Genomic DNA, 20548 nt, shown 5'->3' with positions numbered 1-20548 from the left:
TGTCTTCCGTCGGGCAGTGCGAAGCGTAAGGCGGCACTGCCTCGAAATCCGCCGGAGGCAGCGCCGCAGGTTGATGGCTGTGGAGACCCGTGGCTCAGCCGCGCCTGGTGGCGACCACTTCGAGATATTCGCTCGGGATCACCACGGTGCCATCCTTGGCGGTGTTGAACTTGCTGATGAGCGCGTGAATGTCGGCCGCGAGCGACTGCTGCGCGGTGGAATCGATCGCCGCAAAGGCTTTCAGCACGGGGCCATAATAGGTGCGGAAGATCTCCAGCTTGTGCTCGGGCGATTTGTAACGGAACGCGAAATACTTGCTCGTTGCCTCGACCGTCGCCTTCGCGCCGAACAGGGCGTCGAGATGCGCCTTCGTGCCCCACAGCGCGGGCGATTTTACGCCCGGCGCCGGCGGCACGTATTTTCCGATGGTCTTGAACAACTGGCCGATAAACCCATCCGGCGTCCAGTTGGCGAGGCCGATCTTGCCGCCTGGACGGCAGACGCGTGCAAGCTCGTTCGCGGCCTGCTGCTGGTCGGGCGTGAACATCACACCGAAGGTCGACAGCACCACGTCAAAGCTGGCAGCGCCAAACGGAAGCCTTTCCGCGTCGGCTTCCTGAAAGGTGACAGGCAGCCGTTCCGCGGTCGCGCGTTCGCGGCCGCGTTCGAGCAGCGCGCCGACATAGTCGGTCGAAACGACTTCAGTGAAGCGGCGGGCGGCGGCAAGCGTTGCATTGCCATTGCCGGCGGCGACGTCGAGCACGCGCTGGCCGGCGCGCAGGTCGATCGCCTCGCAGAGCGATTCACCGACGATCTGAAGCGTGGTGCCGACGATCGCATAATCGCCCGAACTCCAGGCGGTTTGCTGGCGGGTCTTGACGGCGGACAGGTCGGCGGTGGGAGCGGCCGTGGTCTGAATGTTCATCCTAAGGCTCCTTGGCTTGGGGTGAATGGCGCGCCGCCGGAGACCGGCGCTTCCATCGCAATTGAGTAGGCCGAGGGGCGGTTTCCACCTATCCAAATTGCGACATGGCTATCCGTCCGGCGAAACCTTCGGCGCGTTCGCAGCCGGGAACTGGGCTATAATGCCCCGACCAGCGCCTCCCGAAGGTGACTCGTGACGATCGAGCGAAATGAAAAATCCGAAGCCGCCGCCGTGCTGCCGCGCGGCGTTCGGCGCGCGCTCGACCTGATGCAGTCGGCCGGGAAGCGCGACATCGGCATCGCCGAGCTTGCCGCGGCCGCCGGTCTTTCCGGCCGCGCCCTACAGCGGCAGTTCCGCGCCTTCCTCGGCAAGACGCCTTTGGAGGCGTTGCACGATGTGCGCTTCGAGGATGCCCGGCGGCAGTTGCTTCGCGCCGCGCCCGGCACGAAGGTAATGGATGTCGCAGCGCGTTGCGGCATTGCGCATTTCGGCCGGTTCTCGATCGAGTACCGCAGGCGCTACGGCGAGACGCCGTCGCAGACGCTCAAGCGTCAGGCGACTTTCTTCAACACCATCTCCTCGCGCCTGTTGCCGCCGATCCATGACGAGCGGCCGCGGCTGACGATCGGTCCGATCGAAACGGTAGACGGTCATGGCGAAGTGGCCCGCGACATCGAAGGCGAACTGTCGACCGCGCTGCTGCGGGCGGGCGTTGCCGTTTGCAGCCACACCGGGTCGACGCGCTATCATCTCAGCGGCACGATCCGCCAGACCTTGGGGCAGGCCCGCCTGATCTTTCGGCTGATCGATCGCGAGACCGGACGGCATCTGTGGGCGCACCGGGCGGAAGCCCCGCTCGGTGTCGCCGCTTTCGACGAGCAATTGGCAACCCGCATTGCGGGCGCGTTGTATCCGAGCCTGCGCTCCGCGGAGATCGACCACGCACGCGACAAACCGGACTCTGAACTTAACGCCCGCGATCTCGCACTCCGTGCCATGCCGGGCGTGCTCTCGCTCGATGCGGAGGGCAATGCCCGTGCGCTGGCTCTGTTGAACCGCGCGATGGAGCTTGATCCGGATCACGCGCTCTCGGCCGCGCTCGCGGCCTGGGCATACGGCCAGCGCAGCATCTATTTCTTCGTTTCGGATCCGGCCGAGCGCGCCCGCGCCGTCGAACTGGTCCGGCGCGCCTTGACACTACGTGGCGATCCGACGGTGCTGGCGATCGCGGGCAGCGCCCTTTCGGTGCTTCACGAGATCGATGCGGCGGAACAGGTGATCGGCAAGGCGCTCGCGACGGGTGCCAGCCTGTCCTGGGTCTGGAACCGGGGCGGGTGGATCGATGCCTACAGGGGCAACGACGAATCAGCGATCGAGAAATGCACCATCGCGCTGGAACTGGCGCCCGATGATTCGCTCGCCTTCAACGCCATGGTCGGAATCGGCGCCGCGCATTTCAATGCCGGCCGGTACCAGGAATCGGCGCGCTGGCAGGCGAGGGCGCTGGCCGAGCATCCGTCCTCGGCCTGGATCCATCGCACGCTTTGCCCCGCTTACGCGCTCGCCGGCGAACGGGAGATGGCCGAACGCAGCCTGCGGGCGCTGCGGCAGGCCCATCCGGACCTGACACTTTCAAAGGTGATGGCGGATTTTCCGCCGCTGACCGACAGCTATCGCGCGCGCGTTTTTGAAGCCCTGGAAGGCCTCGGACTGCCCTCGTGAGTTGAATCGGTCGGGAAGTATTTCTAGAATCGTGTTGTTGACGGTGTTGTTACGGAAGAACACGCCGCGGAATTGTCGCAATTCGGCAACAATGTGATATGAATGCATCAGTCCGTTGGCAGGCGGACCAAAAGCTTCAGCTCACCATTTTAGTTTTGATGACCACGGCAGACAACTCGGCCACCGAACTCGACCCGCCATTCCCCGCGCCGAAGGGCTTTTCCCTGCGGCGATGGCTGGGACCGCTCGCGGTCGGCATGGCGTTGCTGTCGGCCTTCCTGACCTTCGTTGTCCTCACCGGGCTGACGCCGATCGAGCCGAAGCGCGATGTCGTCTACAGCTTCCTGCTGATCAACGCGGCGATGATCCTGCTGCTGATCGGGATCATCGGCCGCGAGGTCTGGAAGGTCGTGCAGGCACGGCGGCGGGGCCGGGCGGCGGCGCGGCTGCATGTGCAGATCGTCAGCCTGTTCTCGGTTATCGCGGTGCTGCCGGCGGTGCTGGTGGCGATCGTCGCCAACGTCACCATCGATCGCGGCCTCGACCGGCTGTTCTCGGGTCCGACCAAGGAGGTGATCCAGAACTCGCTGATCGTGGCCAATGCCTATCTGCATGAGCACGCCCAGCTCATCCGCGGCGACATCCTGGGGATGGCCAACGATCTCTCCCATGCCCGGCCGCTGTTCGATCTCGATCGCTCCAGCTTCCTCAAGCTGCTCACCACCGGCGCGGCCTCCCGCAATCTGCCGGGCGCGATGCTGATCGACGACAAGGCCAACGTGCTGGTCACCGCACAAACGGGCATTCAGGCGGATTTCCAGACGCCCGCGCCGGATTTCCTGACAGGCGTCGACGACAACGAGCCGCAGATCGCGGTCTTTCTTGAAGCCAATTACGTTGCCGCCGTGATCCGGCTGCGTTCCTTCAACAATACCTTCCTTTACGTCGCCCGCCTGCTCGATCCGCGGCTCGTGGCGCAGTTGCATCAAACCCAGGCCAGCGTGGCCGAATATGCCGCGCTGGAATCGCGCAAGCTCGGTATCCAGGTCGCGTTTGCGCTGATGTTTGCGGTGATCGCGTTGACCATTCTGATGGCCTCGGTGTTGATCGGCCTCAACTTCGCCAACCGTCTGGTGGCGCCGATCCGGCGGATCATGGGCGCAGCCAACATCGTCTCGACCGGCGACCTCAACGTCCAGGTTCCCGTACTGAAGTCGGAGGGCGATCTCGCCCAGCTCGGCGAGACCTTCAACAAGATGACGCAGGAACTGCGCACCCAGCGCGACGAGCTGGTCAGCGCCAGCGAGCTGGTCGACAGCCGCCGCCGCTTCATCGAGGCTGTGCTGTCCTCGGCCAGCGCCGGCATTATCGGCGTCGATGCCTCGGGCAGCATCGGCATCCTCAACCGCTCCGCCGAAAAACTGATCGGCAAGGCTGAATCCGAGGTGCTGGACCACCCGCTGTCGGAAGTTCTGCCCGAACTCGACGATCTCATGAAGACCGCGCGTGAAGGCACGCAGAAGCTGGTGCAGGGCCAGATCACCATCAACCGCGAAGGCCACGAGAGCAATTTGTCGGTACGCGTCAGCGCCGAGCAGACCAGCCAGTCGCGCGACAGCTACATCATCACGCTCGACGACATCACCGAGCTCGTCTCGGCGCAGCGCACCTCGGCCTGGGGCGACGTCGCCCGCCGCATCGCGCATGAGATCAAGAATCCGCTGACGCCGATCCAGCTCTCGGCCGAGCGCATCCGCCGAAGATTCGGTCGTACCGTCACCGAGCCCAAGGACAAGGAAATCTTCGACCAGTGCACCGACACCATCGTGCGCCAGGTCGACGACATCAGGCGCATGGTCGATGAATTTTCGCGCTTTGCCCGCATGCCAAAGCCCGTGATGGAAGGCGAGGACGTCGCCGACGTGGTGCGGCAGGCGGTGTTCCTGATGAAGGTCGGCCATCCTGACCTCGATATCGAGGCCGACATCAAGCAGGACAAGATTGCAGCCCAGTTCGACCGCCGGCTGATCTCGCAGGCGCTCACCAACATCATCAAGAACGCCACCGAGGCGATCGAGCAGGTTCCGCCGGAAGAGCTCGGCAAGGGCCGCATCGACGTCATCGCCGCGCAAGAGGGCGACGACGTCCTGATCGACGTCATCGACAACGGCATCGGCCTGCCGAAGGTCGCGCGACAGCGCCTGCTCGAGCCCTATGTGACGACGCGTCAGAAAGGCACGGGCCTTGGCCTTGCGATCGTCGGCCGCGTGCTGGAAGACCATGGCGGCCGCATCGAATTGAAGGATGCCTCCGACTTCCGTCCCGGCCAGCGCGGCGCCTGGATGCGGCTGCGCTTTGCCGTGTCGGGACAGGCCGCCAGGCCGGAACACAAGCAGCAGGGCGAGCAAAAAGACGCGCCCGAACAAAAAAATGCGCCGGAATCTGAGACCAACAACCCGCCAGACGCGACCAACAATGAATCAAAAATCAAAGCCGCAACAGGTAGCTGACAAGACAGGTGTAACCCATGGCCAGTGACATTCTGATTGTCGACGACGAAGCCGATATTCGTGACCTCGTGGCGGGCATTCTGGACGACGAGGGATTTTCCACCCGCACGGCGCGCGACAGCGATTCCGCGCTGGCGGAAATCGCCAATCGCCGCCCCCATCTGGTCTTCCTCGATATCTGGCTACAGGGCTCGAAACTGGACGGGCTGCAACTGCTCGAGCAGATCAAGAAGGACAATGCGGATCTGCCTGTCGTGATGATCTCCGGCCACGGCAACATCGAAACCGCCGTCGCTGCGATCAAGCGCGGCGCCTATGACTTCATCGAAAAGCCGTTCAAGTCCGACCGGCTGATTTTGGTGGCAACGCGCGCGCTGGAAACCTCGCGGCTCAAGCGCGAGGTCAAGGAACTCAAGCAACTGGCCCCGGCCGCGAGCATCCTGACCGGCCGCTCCGCCTGCATGAACCAGCTTCGCCAGACCATCGACCGCGCCGCCAAGGCCAACAGCCGCATCATGATCGTCGGCCCCTCGGGCTCCGGCAAGGAACTGGTGGCCCGCACGCTGCACGTTGCCTCCAGCCGTTCCGACGGCCCGTTCGTGGTGATCAATGCCGCTGCCATCACGCCCGAGCGGATGGAAGTCGAGTTGTTCGGGATCGAGCAGACCAATGGCGAGCAGCCGCGCAAGGCCGGCGCACTGGAAGAGGCGCATGGCGGCACGCTGTTCATCGACGAAGTCGCCGACATGCCGCGCGAGACCCAGAACAAGATTCTTCGCGTGCTGGTCGATCAGACGTTCCAGCGCTCCGGCGGCACCGCAAAAGTCCATGTCGACGTCCGCATCATCTCCTCCACCGCGCGCAACCTGGAGGAGGAGATCGCCGAGGGAAGGTTCCGCGAGGATCTCTATCACCGCCTGTCGGTGGTGCCGATTCGCGTGCCGCCGCTGTCGGAGCGGCGCGAGGACATTCCTGAACTGATCGACTACTTCATGGACCAGATATCCGCCGCCACCGGCCTGCCGAAGCGGCAGATCGGGCAGGACGCGATGGCGGTGCTGCAATCGCACGTCTGGCCCGGCAACGTGCGCCAGCTCCGCAACAACGTCGAGCGCGTGATGATTCTGGCGAGCGGCGGTCCGGAGGTGATCATCACCGCGGACATGTTGCCGCAGGACGTCGGCTCGATGGTGCCGGCGATGCCGACCAGCAACAATGGCGAGCACATCATGGGCCTGCCGCTGCGCGAGGCGAGGGAAGTGTTCGAACGCGACTATCTGATCGCCCAGATCAGCCGATTTTCCGGAAATATCTCTCGAACGGCGGAATTTGTCGGCATGGAGCGCTCGGCGCTGCATCGGAAATTGAAGGCGCTTGGGGTCGGCTGAGCACGTTTTTGCGGCCTTTACGGATCATGTTAGCGCAAACAGTGTGGATGCACTTGCTTGGGAAATTTCTCTCTTTCCGTGGCCTAATGGAGAAAGGCCACCGCGTTATCCCGGCCGGATACGCGAACCGACTTGCCTAAAAACCGCGCCTGCCTTCTAATCATACCGCCGCGCCCCAGGAGGGGGATCTCAAGGGGTGGCGGGGGCTGGGGGAGGCTCCGTTAGAGGGCAGCAACCGGGCTCAAATAAAAAACAAACAAGACTGCGGGATAAGAAAAATGGCGGCAGACCGCGCACAAAACCTACAAGACACCTTCCTTAATCACGTTCGCAAAACCAAGACGCCACTCACGATCTTTCTGGTCAACGGAGTAAAGTTGCAGGGGATTGTCACCTGGTTCGACAATTTCTGTCTGCTGCTTCGGCGCGACGGTCATTCGCAGCTTGTCTACAAGCATGCGATCTCGACCATCATGCCGGGCGCTCCGATCCAGTTGTTCGAGGGCGGGGAGGATGCTCCGGCTTGAGAGTGACCTGATTGGAACCCCGGCAATTTGACGGGGGCGCCGACCGTCCACGGTCGGACGGGGGGAAGGCAACCGGGCGGGTGATTGTCATCGGCCCGTATTTGCGGATGCGCCGCGGCGAGGCCGATGCGCAAACGGATCACGCTGTCCGCGATTCCGAGGCACGACTCGAGGAGGCCAAGGGGCTGGCGCGCGCCATCGACCTCGTGGTCGCTGACGCGCTGATCGCGCCGATCGGCCAGATCAGGCCCGCGACTTATCTCGGCAAGGGCAAGGTCGAGGAGATCAGCGGTCTCATCGCTGGCCATGGCATCGAGCTCGTGGTGATGGACTGCGCGCTGTCGCCGATCCAGCAGCGCAATCTCGAAAAGGCCTGGAATACGAAGGTGCTCGACCGCACCGGGCTCATCCTCGAAATCTTTGGCCGCCGCGCCAAGACCAAGGAAGGCGCGTTGCAGGTCGAGCTCGCCCATCTCAATTACCAGCGCAGCCGCCTGGTGCGCTCATGGACTCACCTTGAGCGCCAGCGCGGTGGTTTTGGCTTCATGGGCGGCCCCGGCGAAACCCAGATCGAGGCCGACCGCCGGCTGATCGGCGATCGCATCACACGGCTCGAGAACGAATTGAAGAAGGTGCAGGCGACGCGCCGGCTGCACCGCGCGGGACGCCAGCGCGTACCGTACCGTGTGGTGGCGCTGGTCGGCTACACCAACGCCGGCAAGTCGACGCTGTTCAACCGCCTGACCCGCGCCGACGTGCAGGCCGTCGACATGCTGTTCGCCACCCTCGATCCGACCTTGCGCGCGCTCAACCTGCCGCATGGCGGCAAGGCGATGCTGTCAGACACCGTCGGCTTCATCTCCAACCTGCCGACGCAACTCGTCGCCGCCTTCCGCGCCACGCTGGAAGAGGTGCTGGAAGCCGACGTTATCCTGCATGTCCGCGACATCTCGCATGAGGATGCCGAAGCGCAGGAGCGCGACGTCGAGGCGGTGCTGCGCCAGCTCGGCATCGATCCCGATGCCGGCTCCGGCCAGCGCATCATCGAGGTCTGGAACAAGATCGACCGCTTCGATCCCGAGGAGCGCGAGAACCTGAAAAACATCGCCGCGCGCCGTCCGCCGGAGCGGCCGTGCTTTCTGGTCTCGGCCCACACGGGGGAGGGCCTGGACGAATTGCTGCTCGCCATCGAGAACCGGCTCGCCACCAAGCGCGCCACGCTCGACCTTTCCATCGACGCTTCCGACGGCGCCGGCATTTCCTGGCTGCACCGCAATTCCGAAGTGCTGAACAAGGAGCTGCACGACGGCCGCTTTGCGATGACCGTGCGCGTGGACGAGACCAAGCGGGATATTGTGGTGAGCCGGTTTGCGGCTGTGCCGCACGCGTGACAAATGCCGTTGCACCTCAAGCCGGACTTGCAATTGTCGGTCGCGACTGCGCAGGCGATTGTTGATCAGGCCGGATCGGAACACGCGGTTGCGGCGGTCTCCAGGCTGCATGGCGGCGAGATCGCAGCGGTCTACGAGATTGCTTTCGTGGACCCGGCGTCGTCGCCGCTCGTGCTGAAGGTCTATCCCGACGAACTGCATTGGAAGATGCAGAAGGAGGTCACCGTCATCGGCCTCGTCCAGGATCGCGTCAGCGTGTCTGTGCCGCGCATCCTGTTTTCGGATGACTCGAAAAGATTGCTCGGTCTGAACTTCACGTTGATGACCAGGCTCGATGGTTCGATATTGGGACGGCTGGAAACAGCTTTGCCTTCGGCGCAAAAGCTCTCCGTCTACGCACAGATCGGCGGACTGCTGCGGGAGTTTCATCGCATCTCGATGGAGGCTTTCGGCTATATCGGCCCGAAGGGCGTCTGGACGGCGCACCCGACAAATCGGCTCTACCTGACGCATCAATTCCAGCGGAAGCTCAATGAATTTACCGAGCGCGGTGGAGATGCCGGCCTCGCCCAGCAGGTCGCCGACCATTTCGCCGGCCGCGCCGAATTGCTTGACGCCTGCACGCGCGCAGTGCTGTGTCACAATGATCTGCATGCCGGAAATCTGCTTGCATCAGTTGCAGACGGGAGCCCACGGCTCACGGGTGTCCTGGATTTCGAAAACGCGCTGGCTGGCGATCCGTTAATGGACGTCGCCAAGTCGCTCTATTATCTGGACGCCGAGTCCAGACAGGCCGTTGTCCGGGGATACGGCACCATGGACCGGGCACGCTGGTCGCAAACGCTCGATCTCTATCATCTTTACTTCGTGCTCGAGCTTTGGTGCTGGATGGCGCAAATCGGAAACGGGCAGCGGCTCGAACAACTGACGTTGGACCTGACAACGGCGCTGGAAATTTGATCGCACTCGATGGGTGCGAGGGTCATCCTGATCTCGCCGCGCCGCGCGTCCTAATCGACCTTGGCGCCGGCGAACTTGACCACCTTGCCCCATTTCTCGGTTTCATTGGACAACAGCTTAAAGAAGTCCGTCGGCGAACCCGGGAGCAGAAGCGCGCCAAGTTCTGTAAACCGCGCTTTCGCCTTGGGATCGGCAAGTATCTCGTTGATCGTGCTATTGAGCCGAGCGATGATTTCAGGCGGCGTGCCCTTTGGCGCCGTGACGCCGTACCAGGCGCTCGCCTCGTAGCCGGGCAGAAAATCCGCGAGCGTCGGCAGGTCCGGCAGCACGTCCGAGCGCGTCGTGCTGGTGACGGCGAGGCCGCGAAGCTTGCCGGATTTGACGTGCTCGGCGCAGGTCGGAAGGTTATCGAACATCACCTGGACCTGGCCGGCGAGCAGATCGGTGAGGGCCGGAGCCCCGCCGCGGTAGGGCACGTGCACCATGTTGATGCCGGTCAGCATCTTGAACAGTTCGCCCGACATGTGGATGGTGGATCCGTTGCCGGAGGACGCCATGTTGAGCTTGCCGGGATTGGCCTTGGCGTAAGCGATCAGCTCGGGGATTGAGTTGATCGGCAGCGAGGGGTGCACCACCACGACATTCGGAAAGCGAATGAGCCCGGCGACCGGGTCCATATCCCGCAGAAAATCGAAATTGAGTTTGTCGTACAGCGTGGCGTTGATAGCGTTTGCCGGCGCGGCCAGCAGAAGCGTGTAACCGTCAGGCGGCGCGCGGACCACCGATTCCGTCGCGATATTGGTGCCGCCGCCTGGCCGGTTCTCGACGACAAAGGATTGCCCGAGCCGTTCCGACAGCCACTGCCCCATCAGGCGCGCGGTGAGGTCCGCCGAGCCGCCCGGAGTATAACCGATCACAATGCGAACCGGCCGCGACGGATAGGCCTGTGCGTGAGCGATCCCTGAGGCAATCGGGAGCGTCGCAGTACCGGCCGCCAGCCGCAAGAATTGACGACGATGAAGTTTCATGACGTCTCCTCCGACAGGACCCCGGCCGGCGCCGTTTAAGTGAGGAGAGCGCGCCGGGCTTGCTCAGGGTCAGCGTATCCTAGCGGGTTGCTTCGGACATTCCTATCAAGCCGACGACATTTTCGTCCGCCCTATTCTGCCGCCTGTCGGGACTCTCGGAGACAAGCCTGCCAGGCCGGCTTTATGCCGAACTGGGGCTCGCGAGGACGGCTTCCTTCGCCTTCGCCTCATCCCACAAGGCATCCATCTCTTGCAGTGTTGCGCTCTCCAGCGTCCGTCCCTGCGACGCCAGCGTGCGCTCGATATAGCCGAACCGCCGCTCGAATTTTGCGTTGGCCCCGCGCAGCGCCATTTCCGGATTGGCATCGACATGGCGCGCGAGATTGACCAGCGCGAACATCAGGTCGCCGGTCTCTTCCGCCAGCTCTTCCTTGTCGCCGCGGTCGAGCGCGGCTTCGATCTCGTCGGCTTCCTCGCGGATTTTGCGCAGCACCTCGCGCGGGTCGTTCCAATCGAACCCGACGCTGGACGCCTTGCGCTGGAGGTCGAGCGCGCGGCCGAGTGACGGCTGCCCCGTCTTGACGCTGGAGAGCAGGGTCTTCTCAAGACGCTCGCCCGGTCGCCGCGCAGCGCGCTCGGCCCGTTCCTCGGCCTTGATGCGCTCCCAGGCGCTGGTGGCGCCCGCCGGCGTCAGGCGCCCGTGCTCGTCGGCGAACACGTGCGGGTGCCTGCGGATCATTTTCTTCGTGACCGCCTCGACCACGTCGCCGAATGCGAACGCGCCTTGTTCCTCGGCCATGCGCGAGTGGTAGACCACCTGCAACAAGAGATCGCCGAGCTCGTCCCGGAGGTCGTCGAAATCGCCGCGCGCGATAGCGTCGGCGACCTCATAGGCTTCCTCGATCGTGTAGGGCGCAATCGTCGCAAAATTCTGCTCGAGGTCCCATGGGCAGCCGGTGACGGGCGTGCGCAGCGCCGCCATGATCTCGATCAGGCGTGAAGTATCGCGGGAAGGGGTCATGGAATTTCCGAATGCTTGGCGTTTCCCGCCTTATGCCGCATCGGGCCCGCCGATCCCAGCGAAACGAGCCGGCTGGCGCGAATTCGGGCCGGTTGGCCTGTGGATCGCGGGGTGGTAGAGCCACCGCATGACCGATCAAAGTTCCGAAACCGCGCTTGTGCTGTTTTCCGGCGGGCAGGATTCCACCACGTGCCTCGCCTGGGCGCTGTCGCGCTTTGCCCGCGTCGAGATGCTGGGCTTTGCCTACGGCCAGCGCCATGCCATCGAACTGGACTGCCGGGAGCGCCTGTTGTCAGGCATCAAATCGATGCGCCCGGACTGGGCCGCAAGACTCGGCGACAGCCACACGCTGGAAATCCCAACGCTCGCCGAAATCTCCGACACCGCGCTGACCCGCGACGTCGAAATCAGGATGGGCGAAGACGGCCTGCCGAACACCTTTGTGCCCGGTCGAAACCTGGTCTTTCTGACCTTCGCCGCTGCGCTCGCCTACCGGCGCGGCATCCGTCACATCGTCGGCGGCATGTGCGAAACCGATTATTCCGGCTACCCCGACTGCCGGGACGAAACCATCAAGGCTTTGAACTCCGCGCTCAATCTCGGCATGGCCAAAAACTTTGAGCTGCACACGCCGCTGATGTGGCTCGACAAGGCCTCGACCTGGCAGCTCGCGCACGATCTCGGCGGGGCAGGGCTGGTCGACCTGATCCGCGAGCACTCGCACACCTGCTATCTCGGCGAACGCGGCGCCCGGCACGACTGGGGCTATGGCTGCGGCGAATGCCCGGCGTGCAGCCTCCGCGCCAAAGGCTGGCGGGAGTATGCGGGGCGCGTTTCGTAGGATGGGTAGAGCGAAGCGAAACCCATCACGCTCCGTGTCGTATCGATGGGTTTCGCTTCCAGCATCGCCTGCGGAAGCTTCGGCACTCGTAGCCGCTCTACCCATCCTACGAACGGAGTGGCACTACCCAAAATCCTCTTCCGTCAGCTCAATCGGCGACCCATGCGGGGTGCGATCGGCGGCATGGTCCCAGGCGTCGCGGTATCGATGCAGGGTTTCGGATGTGGCAACGCCCTTTGCGGCGACCAGATTCTCCAGCGTTGCCAGCCAGTGCCGGTAATAGGTCTCGCCGGTGTCCGGATCGCCCTTCGCTTGCGCGCGCTTGATCTCATCGGCGAGGGCCGCGGCCCATTCGGGCCAAGTGAACAATCCGCGCTCGTGCAATGTCAGCGCCATCGCGAATGCCTGAGCCTCCCAAGGCTCGCGAAACACAGGACCGTCCTCGTCGCGCGGAATGCCCGGAACAGCTTTAGCCGCTGCGGCAGCAACGGTGTCCATCAGATCGCCTCCAAATATGGTTCGAATGCGTCGATGGATATCTTCACGGTTGGATCGGTACCCGGTCCCCAGAGTTCAGCCCCATCGAATACGACAGTGTAGAGCCACTGCGGGTCCTCGCCGGCCTCCATCGCAGCGGAGTCCGGAAACACATGGCACCCGTGATCACGCTCGATCACGCCGACGTGGCCGCGTACGTAGCGCGGCAGCCTTGTGTGGGTTGCCGGATGAAGATTTTTCGCACGGACGCGATCGCCCTGCTTGAACCTTGCAGCGGCGGGAGCGGGACGATCGAATTTTCCTCGCACCATGACGCGCTCGACATCGCCGAGCACGAACTTGCCGCGCTTGAGCGGCTTCGGCGGTTGCACGGCATGGCCGGCAGCAACATCGTCGGCGGTGACAAAGCCCTTGTCGATCAGGAGGTCTTCGAGGCCGAGCAGCCATTTCCTGTAATATGAGCTGCTGAGATAGACATGCGGCGGCAACATCTCCCGATAGAACCGCGACGTATCGATATTGAAAGCACCGGCGGCGCCCATCGCGCGCACCATCGCCAACACACGCGCCTCCCATTCGGTGTGAAACATCGGCTCGTTCGGTTCGGGCTCGACCTTGCCAAAACCATCCATGCCGCCCATGTCGTGCACGCCGTTCATGATGGCGCACCAGGCAGCTTCGGAAATCCGGTGCCGATCATCGAGTCGCGTGTGACGAGTTCGGCGAGCTGCCGCTCGCTCCAGCCCTCGGTGCCCGGAGGTCGCATCGGCAGCACCAAAAAGCGCGTTTCGGCAGTCGAATCCCAGACGCGGATCTCGGTTTCCCTCGGCAGGCTGACGCCGAAGTCGGCGAGCACGCCGCGCGGGTCCTTTACTGCGCGAGAGCGATATGGCGCGGCCTTGTACCAGACCGGCGGAAGCCCGAGCATTTCCCAAGGGTAACAGGAACACAGCGTGCAGACGACCATGTTGTGACGCGCCGGGGTGTTCTCGACCACGACGAGATGGTCGCCGACCCGGCTTACATGGCCGAGGGTGCTGACCGCCTTGCTCCCATCCTCGAGCAGGGCGCGCTTGAAAACCGGGTCGGTCCAGGCCTTGGCGACGACCTGCGCGCCGTTATGCGGGCCGATCTTGGTCTCATAGGCCTGGATGATGGCGTCGAGCGCAGCCGGTTCGACATAGCCTTTTTCAGTCAAAATCGTCTCGAGCGCGCGCACGCGCAGCTCGGTCTCCGACAATTCGGAATGGTCGTGATCGTGGTGGTGATGATGGTGGTCGTGATCGTGTCCGTTCATGAGCGGAGGATAGGCGCAAAATCCCGGCTATGTCGAGGCGGGCGGTCTGGTACATTCGCCGTTGTGAACGAACAAGAAAAGCGGGCAGGGAGGTTGCGTTGACGGGATATGTCAGAATCGAGAAGGGCCTCGGCCCCGAAGGCCGCATTGCGGTGGTGCGGTTCGACCGCGGCGACGGCATCAACGCATTGTCCCCGGAAGCGCTGCGGCAGCTTACCGATGCCGCGCGCAGTTTTGAGGATGATGCGGCAACCTCGGTGGTGGTGCTGACCGGCGGCGCGAAATCGTTCAGCGCGGGCTTCGATCTCAAGGATGCGGAAGGCCGCTCACGCAAGGAAATGGACCTCGGCACGCTGCGCCGGCACCTGAAGCTCGGGCCGCGGCTGACGCAGGCCTGGCAGGACATGGAGCAGGTCACCATCGGTGCGATTGAAGGCTTTTGCATCGGCGGCGGCGTAGCGCTCGCGGTGGCGCTGGATTTTCGGATAATGGCGCGCGATGCCCATCTGCGCGTGCCCGAGATCGGGCTCGGCATGAACATGAGCTGGCAGAGCGTGCCGCGCATGCTGCATCTGATGGGCCCGGCGCGCACCAAGCAGGCGGTGATCCTGGCTGACCAGCGCATCTCGTCCGCGGAGGCCTACGAATGGGGGCTGGTGGAGGAGGTGGCCGATCCCGGCAAGAGCTTTGATGCCGCCATGGCGCTCGCGACAAAAGTCGCCGCGCAGCCGCCGCTGTCGGTCGCCATGACCAAGCTGACCGTCAACCGCCTCGCGCACGCCCTCGACGATCTCGCCAGCCACATGGACGTCGACCAGTTTGCGCTGGCGAGCCTGAGCGAGGATCACAGGGAGGGCGTGGCCGCATTCCTGGAGCGGCGGAAGCCGAGGTTCCGGGGACGCTGATCGGATCAGCGCCGGCTCATCCAGAACTACAGGTGCGGCCGGCCCACGGCGGACGGAACGCTAAACCTGTAGGAGGCTTGCACCAGCAGGCCAGCCTGTTCAGTCGCTGCTTTGATTGGAGCTGATGGCATGCAGGGTGCGGTACCGGCTGCGAATGCACAGTACTGCGCCTGCGTCGTCCACATCGCCCAATAGCGGCCGCCCAGCCCAACGCTGAACCGGTCAGTCAACGCATAGGAGAGCATCGCCTCGAGTTGGACGCCCGCACCATGTCCGGCCTGCGGGAACACCGTGTCAAGTATTCCGGAGTTGCCCTTGAAATGATTGTCCTCGCCGTCAAATTTCACATAGGGCAAATAGGCGGCCTCCGCCGTAAGCTTCAGGCGATCGGTCAGCATGTAGTCCCCGACGACGCCGAGGCGCAGCGACTGCCACGTGGCCCTTTCCGTGATGACCGCACTGCCGGTTGTCGGAACTGGTTGGAAACCGGGATTGCCCGGAGCGCAAGGAGCGCCTGGATTGGCGGGACTGGCGATTTGAACGCAGCCGAATGCGTTCATCTTCTCGTTAAAGTAATTGTAGCCAATGAATGAGCCGACCCTGTAGCGCGCGTCCTTCAGCCACGCGTAACCCAGATCAGCGGTTGCATAGCGAATGCTGCCGTCGACTTTGTCATGCCGGGTGTTGGTATAGGAAATCGCCGGTGCGCCAGGGTCCTGTATGCCCCAGTCCTCGTCATTCATATGGCCGCCGCCAGTCCAGCCCCTGCCGACGAATCCTTTGGCGAAGATCCCCCACGGGCTGTCAACGCGCCCGAACACTTCGCTGGCGTGCGTTTTCCGATCATCATAGGTCAGCCGCGATTGAACGAGACCTCCGACGGCACCGGCATTGTCCCATTGGAATCGGTTGAGATTGTACCAGTAGCGCGGGCCGATCTCGATGTCCCAACCGGAAGCCCACGCAACGCGCGGAGGCGCCTTCACGGGAAGGGCCGTCGACACGGCGCTGTCCCAGCCCGCTTTGGGAGCCACGCCCCATCGATAGTTCACGCCAAGCTTCACCAGATGGAGGTCCTGGGACGCACTCGATACGTTGCCGGGAATAATTGTCGTTATTCCGCCGGGGGTCACTGTTTCGCTGGCAGGTGTAGCGACGTTCATGCCGCCGAAATGCAAATAGTCGTACTCCAGTTTCAAAGACCATGCTGGCGTTAGCGCTTGCTCAATACCGGCGCCGGCCGTCCAACCCCATCTCGTGGGTCCGCTTGCCGTCGAAATGGCAACGCCGCTGTTGAACAGATTGTTGGTCGTTATGTCGATGCTGTCGTGCAGCCAGGCGGCGCCGCCTTTGGCATAGAGCAAGGTACGCCCGCTCGGGCCGGCGGCATATCCGAAGCGTCCGGTGAAAGTGCCGGTAGCGCGCGGACGAACCCGGCAATTCGCTGAGACAAAGTCGCCGGAAAACGCAAAGCAGGTGGAGGTCCCGTCCGAATCGAGGCCGCTGATATCGGCCTCGGCCCCAAGAACCCAGCGTGTCGACGGCAACTCCCAGTTGTAGCCAATCTGGCCGCCGCCGAGGAAGCCGGGGGTTCTGACCTTGTCGCCGAAAATGGAGGGACCGAACGGATCAGAAAAATTGCTTGCGCCCGATCCGCCACCGACGTGGAATCCGACATAAAGCCCCGTCCAGCTCCAGGGCGCAGGCGGCGGCACCTTGACTGCAAGGTCGGCTGCGCTCGCAGCGACAGTTGTAGCGAACGAAAAGAGCAGAACGCTCCGAGCAAGCACTTTCACGGCAGCCCCCAAGTTCTTGCCGACGACAGCAAGCGACGTGCAAAGAACGCAACCAAACGAACGACCGAATCTCTCTGACGCCGTCTCAACTATAGCAAAAACTGAAGGCCGGCATTTTGCGGGATGGCTGTTGCTGACGCGTGACATCGCTGATCGCAATTTCGCCCGGTGCGGACAACATCCCCGTCACATGGCCGCGTTAAGACGTTGGCTTCGAGATTGTATATCGCGTAGGCTACAACCATTCTGCAGCGAGGCCGTCATGTGTAGATTCGTCTTTGCGCTCAATTGCCTGCTCGCGTTGCTTTACCCGGTCACGGCATCCGCCTGGGGCTATCAGGGCCACAAGGTGGTCGGCTCGATTGCCGACAAGCTGCTCAAGCCGAATGCGAAGGAGCAGGTGAGGCAGATCCTCGGTCCCAATCTCGATCTGCGAAGAGTCGCGCCATGGGCCGATTGCGTCCGCAGCGTGGTCCGTCACGACAACGGCACTTACGAATACGTCGCGAACCCCGAACATCTCGACTATGAAGTGCCGTGCACGCCCTTCAAGTCCGACGCGGAGAGGGCCGCCATGGTGGACTACGTCTCGCGCAACTGGACCACGTGCACATACCAGCCCGATCCGAACCGGCCGCCGCAGGGCTGCCTCAACCTCTTCCATTTCGAGAATATCGCGATCCAGCGCGACCGCTACGAGCAGGGCTACAGGGGCACCAACGAGCGCGATCTGGTGGCGGCGATCGGCGCCGCCATCGCCGTGCTGGCGGACAAGCCGCCCTCGCCATTGTTCTCGTTCAAGGACAAGCGGGAGGCGCTGTTCCTGCTCGCGCATTTCATCGGCGACCTGCATCAGCCGCTGCATGTGGGAACGGTCTATCTCGACGATGACGGCAAGCTGGTCGATCCGGACAAGGCCAATCCTTACGATCCCAAGACCGAGACCGCCGGCGCCAACGCCATTCAGGACCAGAACCTCAACCTGCATCACGAGTGGGACGATATCCCCACCGACATCGGCGAAGCCTCGACACGGGAGCTGCTTGCCGCAGCCAGAAAGGTGCCGGCAAGCCAGGGACCGATGGAAAGCTGGCCTGCCGCATGGGCGACAGAATCCCTCCTGGTCGCGCGCGACGCGTTTGCCGGCCTGAGCTTCAAGTTCAATCCGCCGGAGCCGCCCGACACAAGGCGGCAGTGGTTCGTCTCCTTCGACGACCACACCGCCTATCTGTGGCAGGCGGATTTGATCAAGCGCAAGCAGCTCGCCAGGGGCGGCGCGCGGCTGGCCGAAATCCTCAATACGATCTGGCCCTGAGCATAGCGGCCGCGTTCCGGCTGCAGGCAGGTAAACCCGAGGGCCGGCGGCGATAGCCTGCTTGGCACGCGCTGCCCATCGGCTTTGCGAAAATAACCTGTTTGCTCACTCATTGGGCATTGCAAGCCTGATGGCGCAACAGCCGCGCATCAGGCGGGTGCGCGTGCCGTGCGTTCGATTTCTTCCGCCAACCGTTTCGCAGCCACGGACACGTCGGACCGCCGCCGCCAAAGCATGAGCTCGACGGCAGGGAGCGGCGGAAGTCCGCTTCGATCTCCGAGAATCTCGAGACCTTCGGTCTGGACCGACTGCGCCGTGACGATGATTGCGGAATCGGACAGCGCAACGGCCTGCAAGCCGGAAATGCTGTCGGACGTACACGTGATACGCCAAGGTCGTCCGGCCTGATGAAGCGAATTCAACGCGAGATCGCGATGAAGATTCCCTTCGGACAATAACGCCAGCGGCAGCGTTTCCTGCCGAGACGCGCTGCCCCCCTTTGCGCCCTGCCAAACCAATGGCTCGGTGCGAAGCTTGCAGACCAGGCCGTCCCTGGGCGCGACGCCGGGCATGCGGGTGGCGACCGCTACGTCGACCCTGCATTCATCGATCGCGCGCGCCAGTTCTTTCGTCAACGCGCATACGACGGTCACCTCGACCTTCGGATAGGCCTGCCTGAAGCTTGCGAGAGTTCGCGGCAGAATGAATGCCGCATAGATGTCGGGACAGCCCAGCGTCACGCGCCCGTTCACTTCATCGGCCGACAGGCGGGAGTGAACTTCGTCATGCGTCGTCAGCAGATTGCGGGCGTAGGGCAGTAGCATCTCACCATGAGCCGTGAGACGGATATGACGAAGATTGGATTCGAACAGCGGGCGCTCGACCGCGTCTTCAAGACGACGAATCTGTAGACTGATAGCCGGCTGTGTCCGGTGAAGTCGTCTCGCTACGCGAGTGACGCTGCGTTCTTCGACAAGCATCACGAACGTGCGTAGAAGGCCAATCTCCAGAACACGCTGCATGAGTGATAAAAAACACTTTGGTTGCTGCAAAGCAAATTAAATTTGTCTTTGCAGAAACGTTCGCCCATCCTTCTTGTAACACGCAATCTGCTCTGCCAAGTCAACAAGCACGTTGCGATAAAAATAAACAGCAATCGAACAAATCTTGATCAATCACACGCGGCCGCGTGAACGAGGCCGCATGCGCAGGGGACTGGTGCTGATGAGTGTTTCGATCTCGGGACGATGGAAAGCGATCGCTGCAGGTGTGGCAGCTGCAACGATATCAACAGCAGCGTCGATGCCAGGCGCTGTCGCAGCAGAGCCCACCATTCCGATCGGCATCTGCCAAAGCACCGCGCAGGGTCCCGCGAAATTTGCAACCGCGCTGCTGAAGGGCGCCCAGCTCTCGGTCGACACATTCAATGCTGCGGGCGGCGCCAAGGGCCGTAAGATCGAGATCATTCCACTCGATATCGGCAACAACGATCCGTCGCAGGCGCGGCTGTCGTTCACGAAGGGTATCGAGGTAGACAAGATCGTCGCGCTGATCTGCTGGGGAACGAACGTCATGGCCCAGAACGGGCCGATTGTAGATGGGGCCGGCGTTGCCGCGTTCGCGATGTCCCAGGGCCTGAACGTGCCGAAGAAGTCGAAGTTCACGCAGCAGCTCGAAGCCATCACGACGATGCAGTGCCGCGTCACGGCAAAGTACACCAAGGAAAACTTTCCGAACGTGAAGCGCCTGGCGGTCCTCTACGTGAACTACGAATTCGGCATCGAGATTCGTGACCAGTGCCAGATCGAGTTCGGAAAAGTCGGTATCGAGATGGTTGCTTCCGAGGGCCATCCGAACGCGCCGACCGATCTTCGCGCCCAGACGACGAAACTGCTTGAAGCCAAGCCCGACGCCATCTTCCTCGCGCCGATCGGCGGCGGCACCATTCCGCTCGGCATCCGCGCCGGTCGGGAGCTCGGATACACCGGCCTCTACATGACGACGTCGGCCGGCGATACCTCAGACGTCTACACCTTCAAGCTTGCCGAAAAAGACTTCTTCTTCGTCGCGCACGACATCCCGGCCAGCGCACCGGCTGCGTTAAAGGATGTTGCGGCAGCCTACGGCGGCTATGCCGCCGCCGGTTATGAGTACGGCTGGCTCGTCGGCAAGCTGGCGAACGACCTCACGGCTGCGGGACAGCCGGTCAACGGGCAGGGGATCATCGACAAGATCCGCGGCGTGAACACAGTCGAAACGCCCCTTAACACTTATGTGTTCAAGAAGGACGGCGATACCGTCCGGCCGCTTGGCATCTTCGGCGTCAACGGCGGCGCGCGGAAATTGCTGAAGGCCTATTCGGCCAAGGACCTCGCGGAATAGCGCCGGTCATCACGATGAACCGGGGCGCGCCAATCGCGCGCC

The 20548-nt window shown here is 63.0% G+C and carries 18 protein-coding genes; 10 read left to right on the top strand and 8 right to left on the bottom strand.

Annotation, left to right across the window (positions count from 1 at the left end; translation table 11 throughout):
- Positions 1–94 precede the first annotated feature (94 nt).
- Positions 95–925 carry a class I SAM-dependent methyltransferase gene (locus JQ628_RS05880; protein WP_212220633.1) on the bottom strand — a complete coding sequence of 277 codons (831 nt, stop codon included), beginning with the start codon at positions 923–925 and terminating at the stop codon, positions 95–97.
- A 192-nt stretch (positions 926–1117) separates the two neighbouring features.
- Here JQ628_RS05880 and JQ628_RS05875 point away from each other — a divergent pair, with 192 nt between their 5' ends.
- The 6 genes from JQ628_RS05875 to JQ628_RS05850 all read left to right on the top strand — a co-directional run bounded on the left by JQ628_RS05875 (position 1118) and on the right by JQ628_RS05850 (position 9423).
- The gene (locus tag JQ628_RS05875; protein ID WP_212220630.1) at positions 1118–2647 is read left to right on the top strand and encodes a helix-turn-helix domain-containing protein; all 1530 of its coding nucleotides are present in this window, start codon (positions 1118–1120) and stop codon (positions 2645–2647) included.
- A gap of 158 nt (positions 2648–2805) precedes the next feature.
- Complete coding sequence (locus tag JQ628_RS05870) at positions 2806–5157, top strand: sensor histidine kinase NtrY-like (RefSeq protein WP_212220627.1); 2352 nt, start codon at positions 2806–2808, stop codon at positions 5155–5157.
- A gap of 17 nt (positions 5158–5174) precedes the next feature.
- The gene (locus JQ628_RS05865; protein ID WP_212220624.1) at positions 5175–6545 is read left to right on the top strand and encodes a sigma-54-dependent transcriptional regulator; all 1371 of its coding nucleotides are present in this window, start codon (positions 5175–5177) and stop codon (positions 6543–6545) included.
- Positions 6546–6823: 278 nt separating this feature from the next.
- Positions 6824–7072 (top strand): RNA chaperone Hfq, encoded by a 249-nt coding sequence (gene hfq / locus JQ628_RS05860; RefSeq protein ID WP_006020546.1) that lies wholly within the window; start codon positions 6824–6826, stop codon positions 7070–7072.
- Positions 7073–7083: 11 nt separating this feature from the next.
- Positions 7084–8463 carry a GTPase HflX gene (gene hflX, locus JQ628_RS05855; RefSeq protein WP_212220621.1) on the top strand — a complete coding sequence of 460 codons (1380 nt, stop codon included), beginning with the start codon at positions 7084–7086 and terminating at the stop codon, positions 8461–8463.
- Between the two features lie 3 nt (positions 8464–8466).
- A complete protein-coding gene (locus JQ628_RS05850; protein ID WP_212220618.1) occupies positions 8467–9423 on the top strand; it encodes a phosphotransferase family protein in 957 nt (318 codons plus the stop codon).
- A 50-nt stretch (positions 9424–9473) separates the two neighbouring features.
- On the opposite strand, the gene JQ628_RS05845 is transcribed toward JQ628_RS05850, so the two are convergent.
- Positions 9474–10451: a Bug family tripartite tricarboxylate transporter substrate binding protein gene (locus tag JQ628_RS05845; RefSeq protein WP_212220614.1), complete on the bottom strand. Its 978-nt coding sequence runs from the start codon at positions 10449–10451 to the stop codon at positions 9474–9476.
- A 181-nt stretch (positions 10452–10632) separates the two neighbouring features.
- Positions 10633–11472 (bottom strand): nucleoside triphosphate pyrophosphohydrolase, encoded by an 840-nt coding sequence (gene mazG / locus JQ628_RS05840; RefSeq protein WP_212220611.1) that lies wholly within the window; start codon positions 11470–11472, stop codon positions 10633–10635.
- A 127-nt stretch (positions 11473–11599) separates the two neighbouring features.
- On the opposite strand from mazG, the gene queC reads away from it, so the two are divergent.
- On the top strand, positions 11600–12313 hold the full coding sequence (gene queC / locus JQ628_RS05835; RefSeq protein ID WP_212220609.1) for a 7-cyano-7-deazaguanine synthase QueC: 714 nt from the start codon (positions 11600–11602) through the stop codon (positions 12311–12313).
- Between the two features lie 123 nt (positions 12314–12436).
- On the opposite strand, the gene JQ628_RS05830 is transcribed toward queC, so the two are convergent.
- The 3 genes from JQ628_RS05830 to nthA are packed head-to-tail and all read right to left on the bottom strand — an operon-like array spanning position 12437 to position 14108.
- Entirely contained in the window at positions 12437–12811 is a 375-nt protein-coding gene (locus JQ628_RS05830; protein WP_433996107.1) for a nitrile hydratase accessory protein, read from the bottom strand.
- The gene (gene nthB, locus JQ628_RS05825) at positions 12811–13470 is read right to left on the bottom strand and encodes a nitrile hydratase subunit beta (protein WP_212220608.1); all 660 of its coding nucleotides are present in this window, start codon (positions 13468–13470) and stop codon (positions 12811–12813) included. The genes JQ628_RS05830 and nthB overlap by 1 nt, the downstream gene beginning before the upstream one ends.
- Entirely contained in the window at positions 13467–14108 is a 642-nt protein-coding gene (nthA, locus tag JQ628_RS05820) for a nitrile hydratase subunit alpha (protein ID WP_212220606.1), read from the bottom strand. Before nthA ends, nthB begins: the two co-directional genes overlap by 4 nt.
- Before the next feature lie 98 nt (positions 14109–14206).
- Between nthA and JQ628_RS05815 the strand changes: the two genes are divergently transcribed.
- Positions 14207–15013, top strand: coding sequence for an enoyl-CoA hydratase/isomerase family protein (locus JQ628_RS05815; protein WP_212220604.1), 807 nt, complete (start codon positions 14207–14209; stop codon positions 15011–15013).
- A 26-nt stretch (positions 15014–15039) separates the two neighbouring features.
- Here JQ628_RS05815 and JQ628_RS05810 read toward each other — a convergent pair whose 3' ends face one another.
- Complete coding sequence (locus tag JQ628_RS05810) at positions 15040–16809, bottom strand: outer membrane beta-barrel protein (RefSeq protein WP_349628023.1); 1770 nt, start codon at positions 16807–16809, stop codon at positions 15040–15042.
- Between the two features lie 262 nt (positions 16810–17071).
- Here JQ628_RS05810 and JQ628_RS05805 point away from each other — a divergent pair, with 262 nt between their 5' ends.
- Complete coding sequence (locus tag JQ628_RS05805; protein ID WP_212220600.1) at positions 17072–18124, top strand: S1/P1 nuclease; 1053 nt, start codon at positions 17072–17074, stop codon at positions 18122–18124.
- Between the two features lie 149 nt (positions 18125–18273).
- Here the strand turns inward: JQ628_RS05805 and JQ628_RS05800 are convergent, their stop codons facing one another.
- Positions 18274–19146: a LysR substrate-binding domain-containing protein gene (locus tag JQ628_RS05800; protein WP_212220597.1), complete on the bottom strand. Its 873-nt coding sequence runs from the start codon at positions 19144–19146 to the stop codon at positions 18274–18276.
- 280 nt (positions 19147–19426) lie between these two features.
- Between JQ628_RS05800 and JQ628_RS05795 the strand changes: the two genes are divergently transcribed.
- Positions 19427–20506, top strand: coding sequence for an ABC transporter substrate-binding protein (locus tag JQ628_RS05795; protein ID WP_212220594.1), 1080 nt, complete (start codon positions 19427–19429; stop codon positions 20504–20506).
- Positions 20507–20548 lie beyond the last annotated feature (42 nt).

Source organism: Bradyrhizobium lablabi (assembly GCF_018129385.1).
In the GTDB taxonomy this organism is placed as follows: domain Bacteria; phylum Pseudomonadota; class Alphaproteobacteria; order Rhizobiales; family Xanthobacteraceae; genus Bradyrhizobium; species Bradyrhizobium lablabi_C.
Note: the sequence above shows the minus strand (reverse complement) of the source record. Positions and strands in the feature narration are given on the sequence as shown.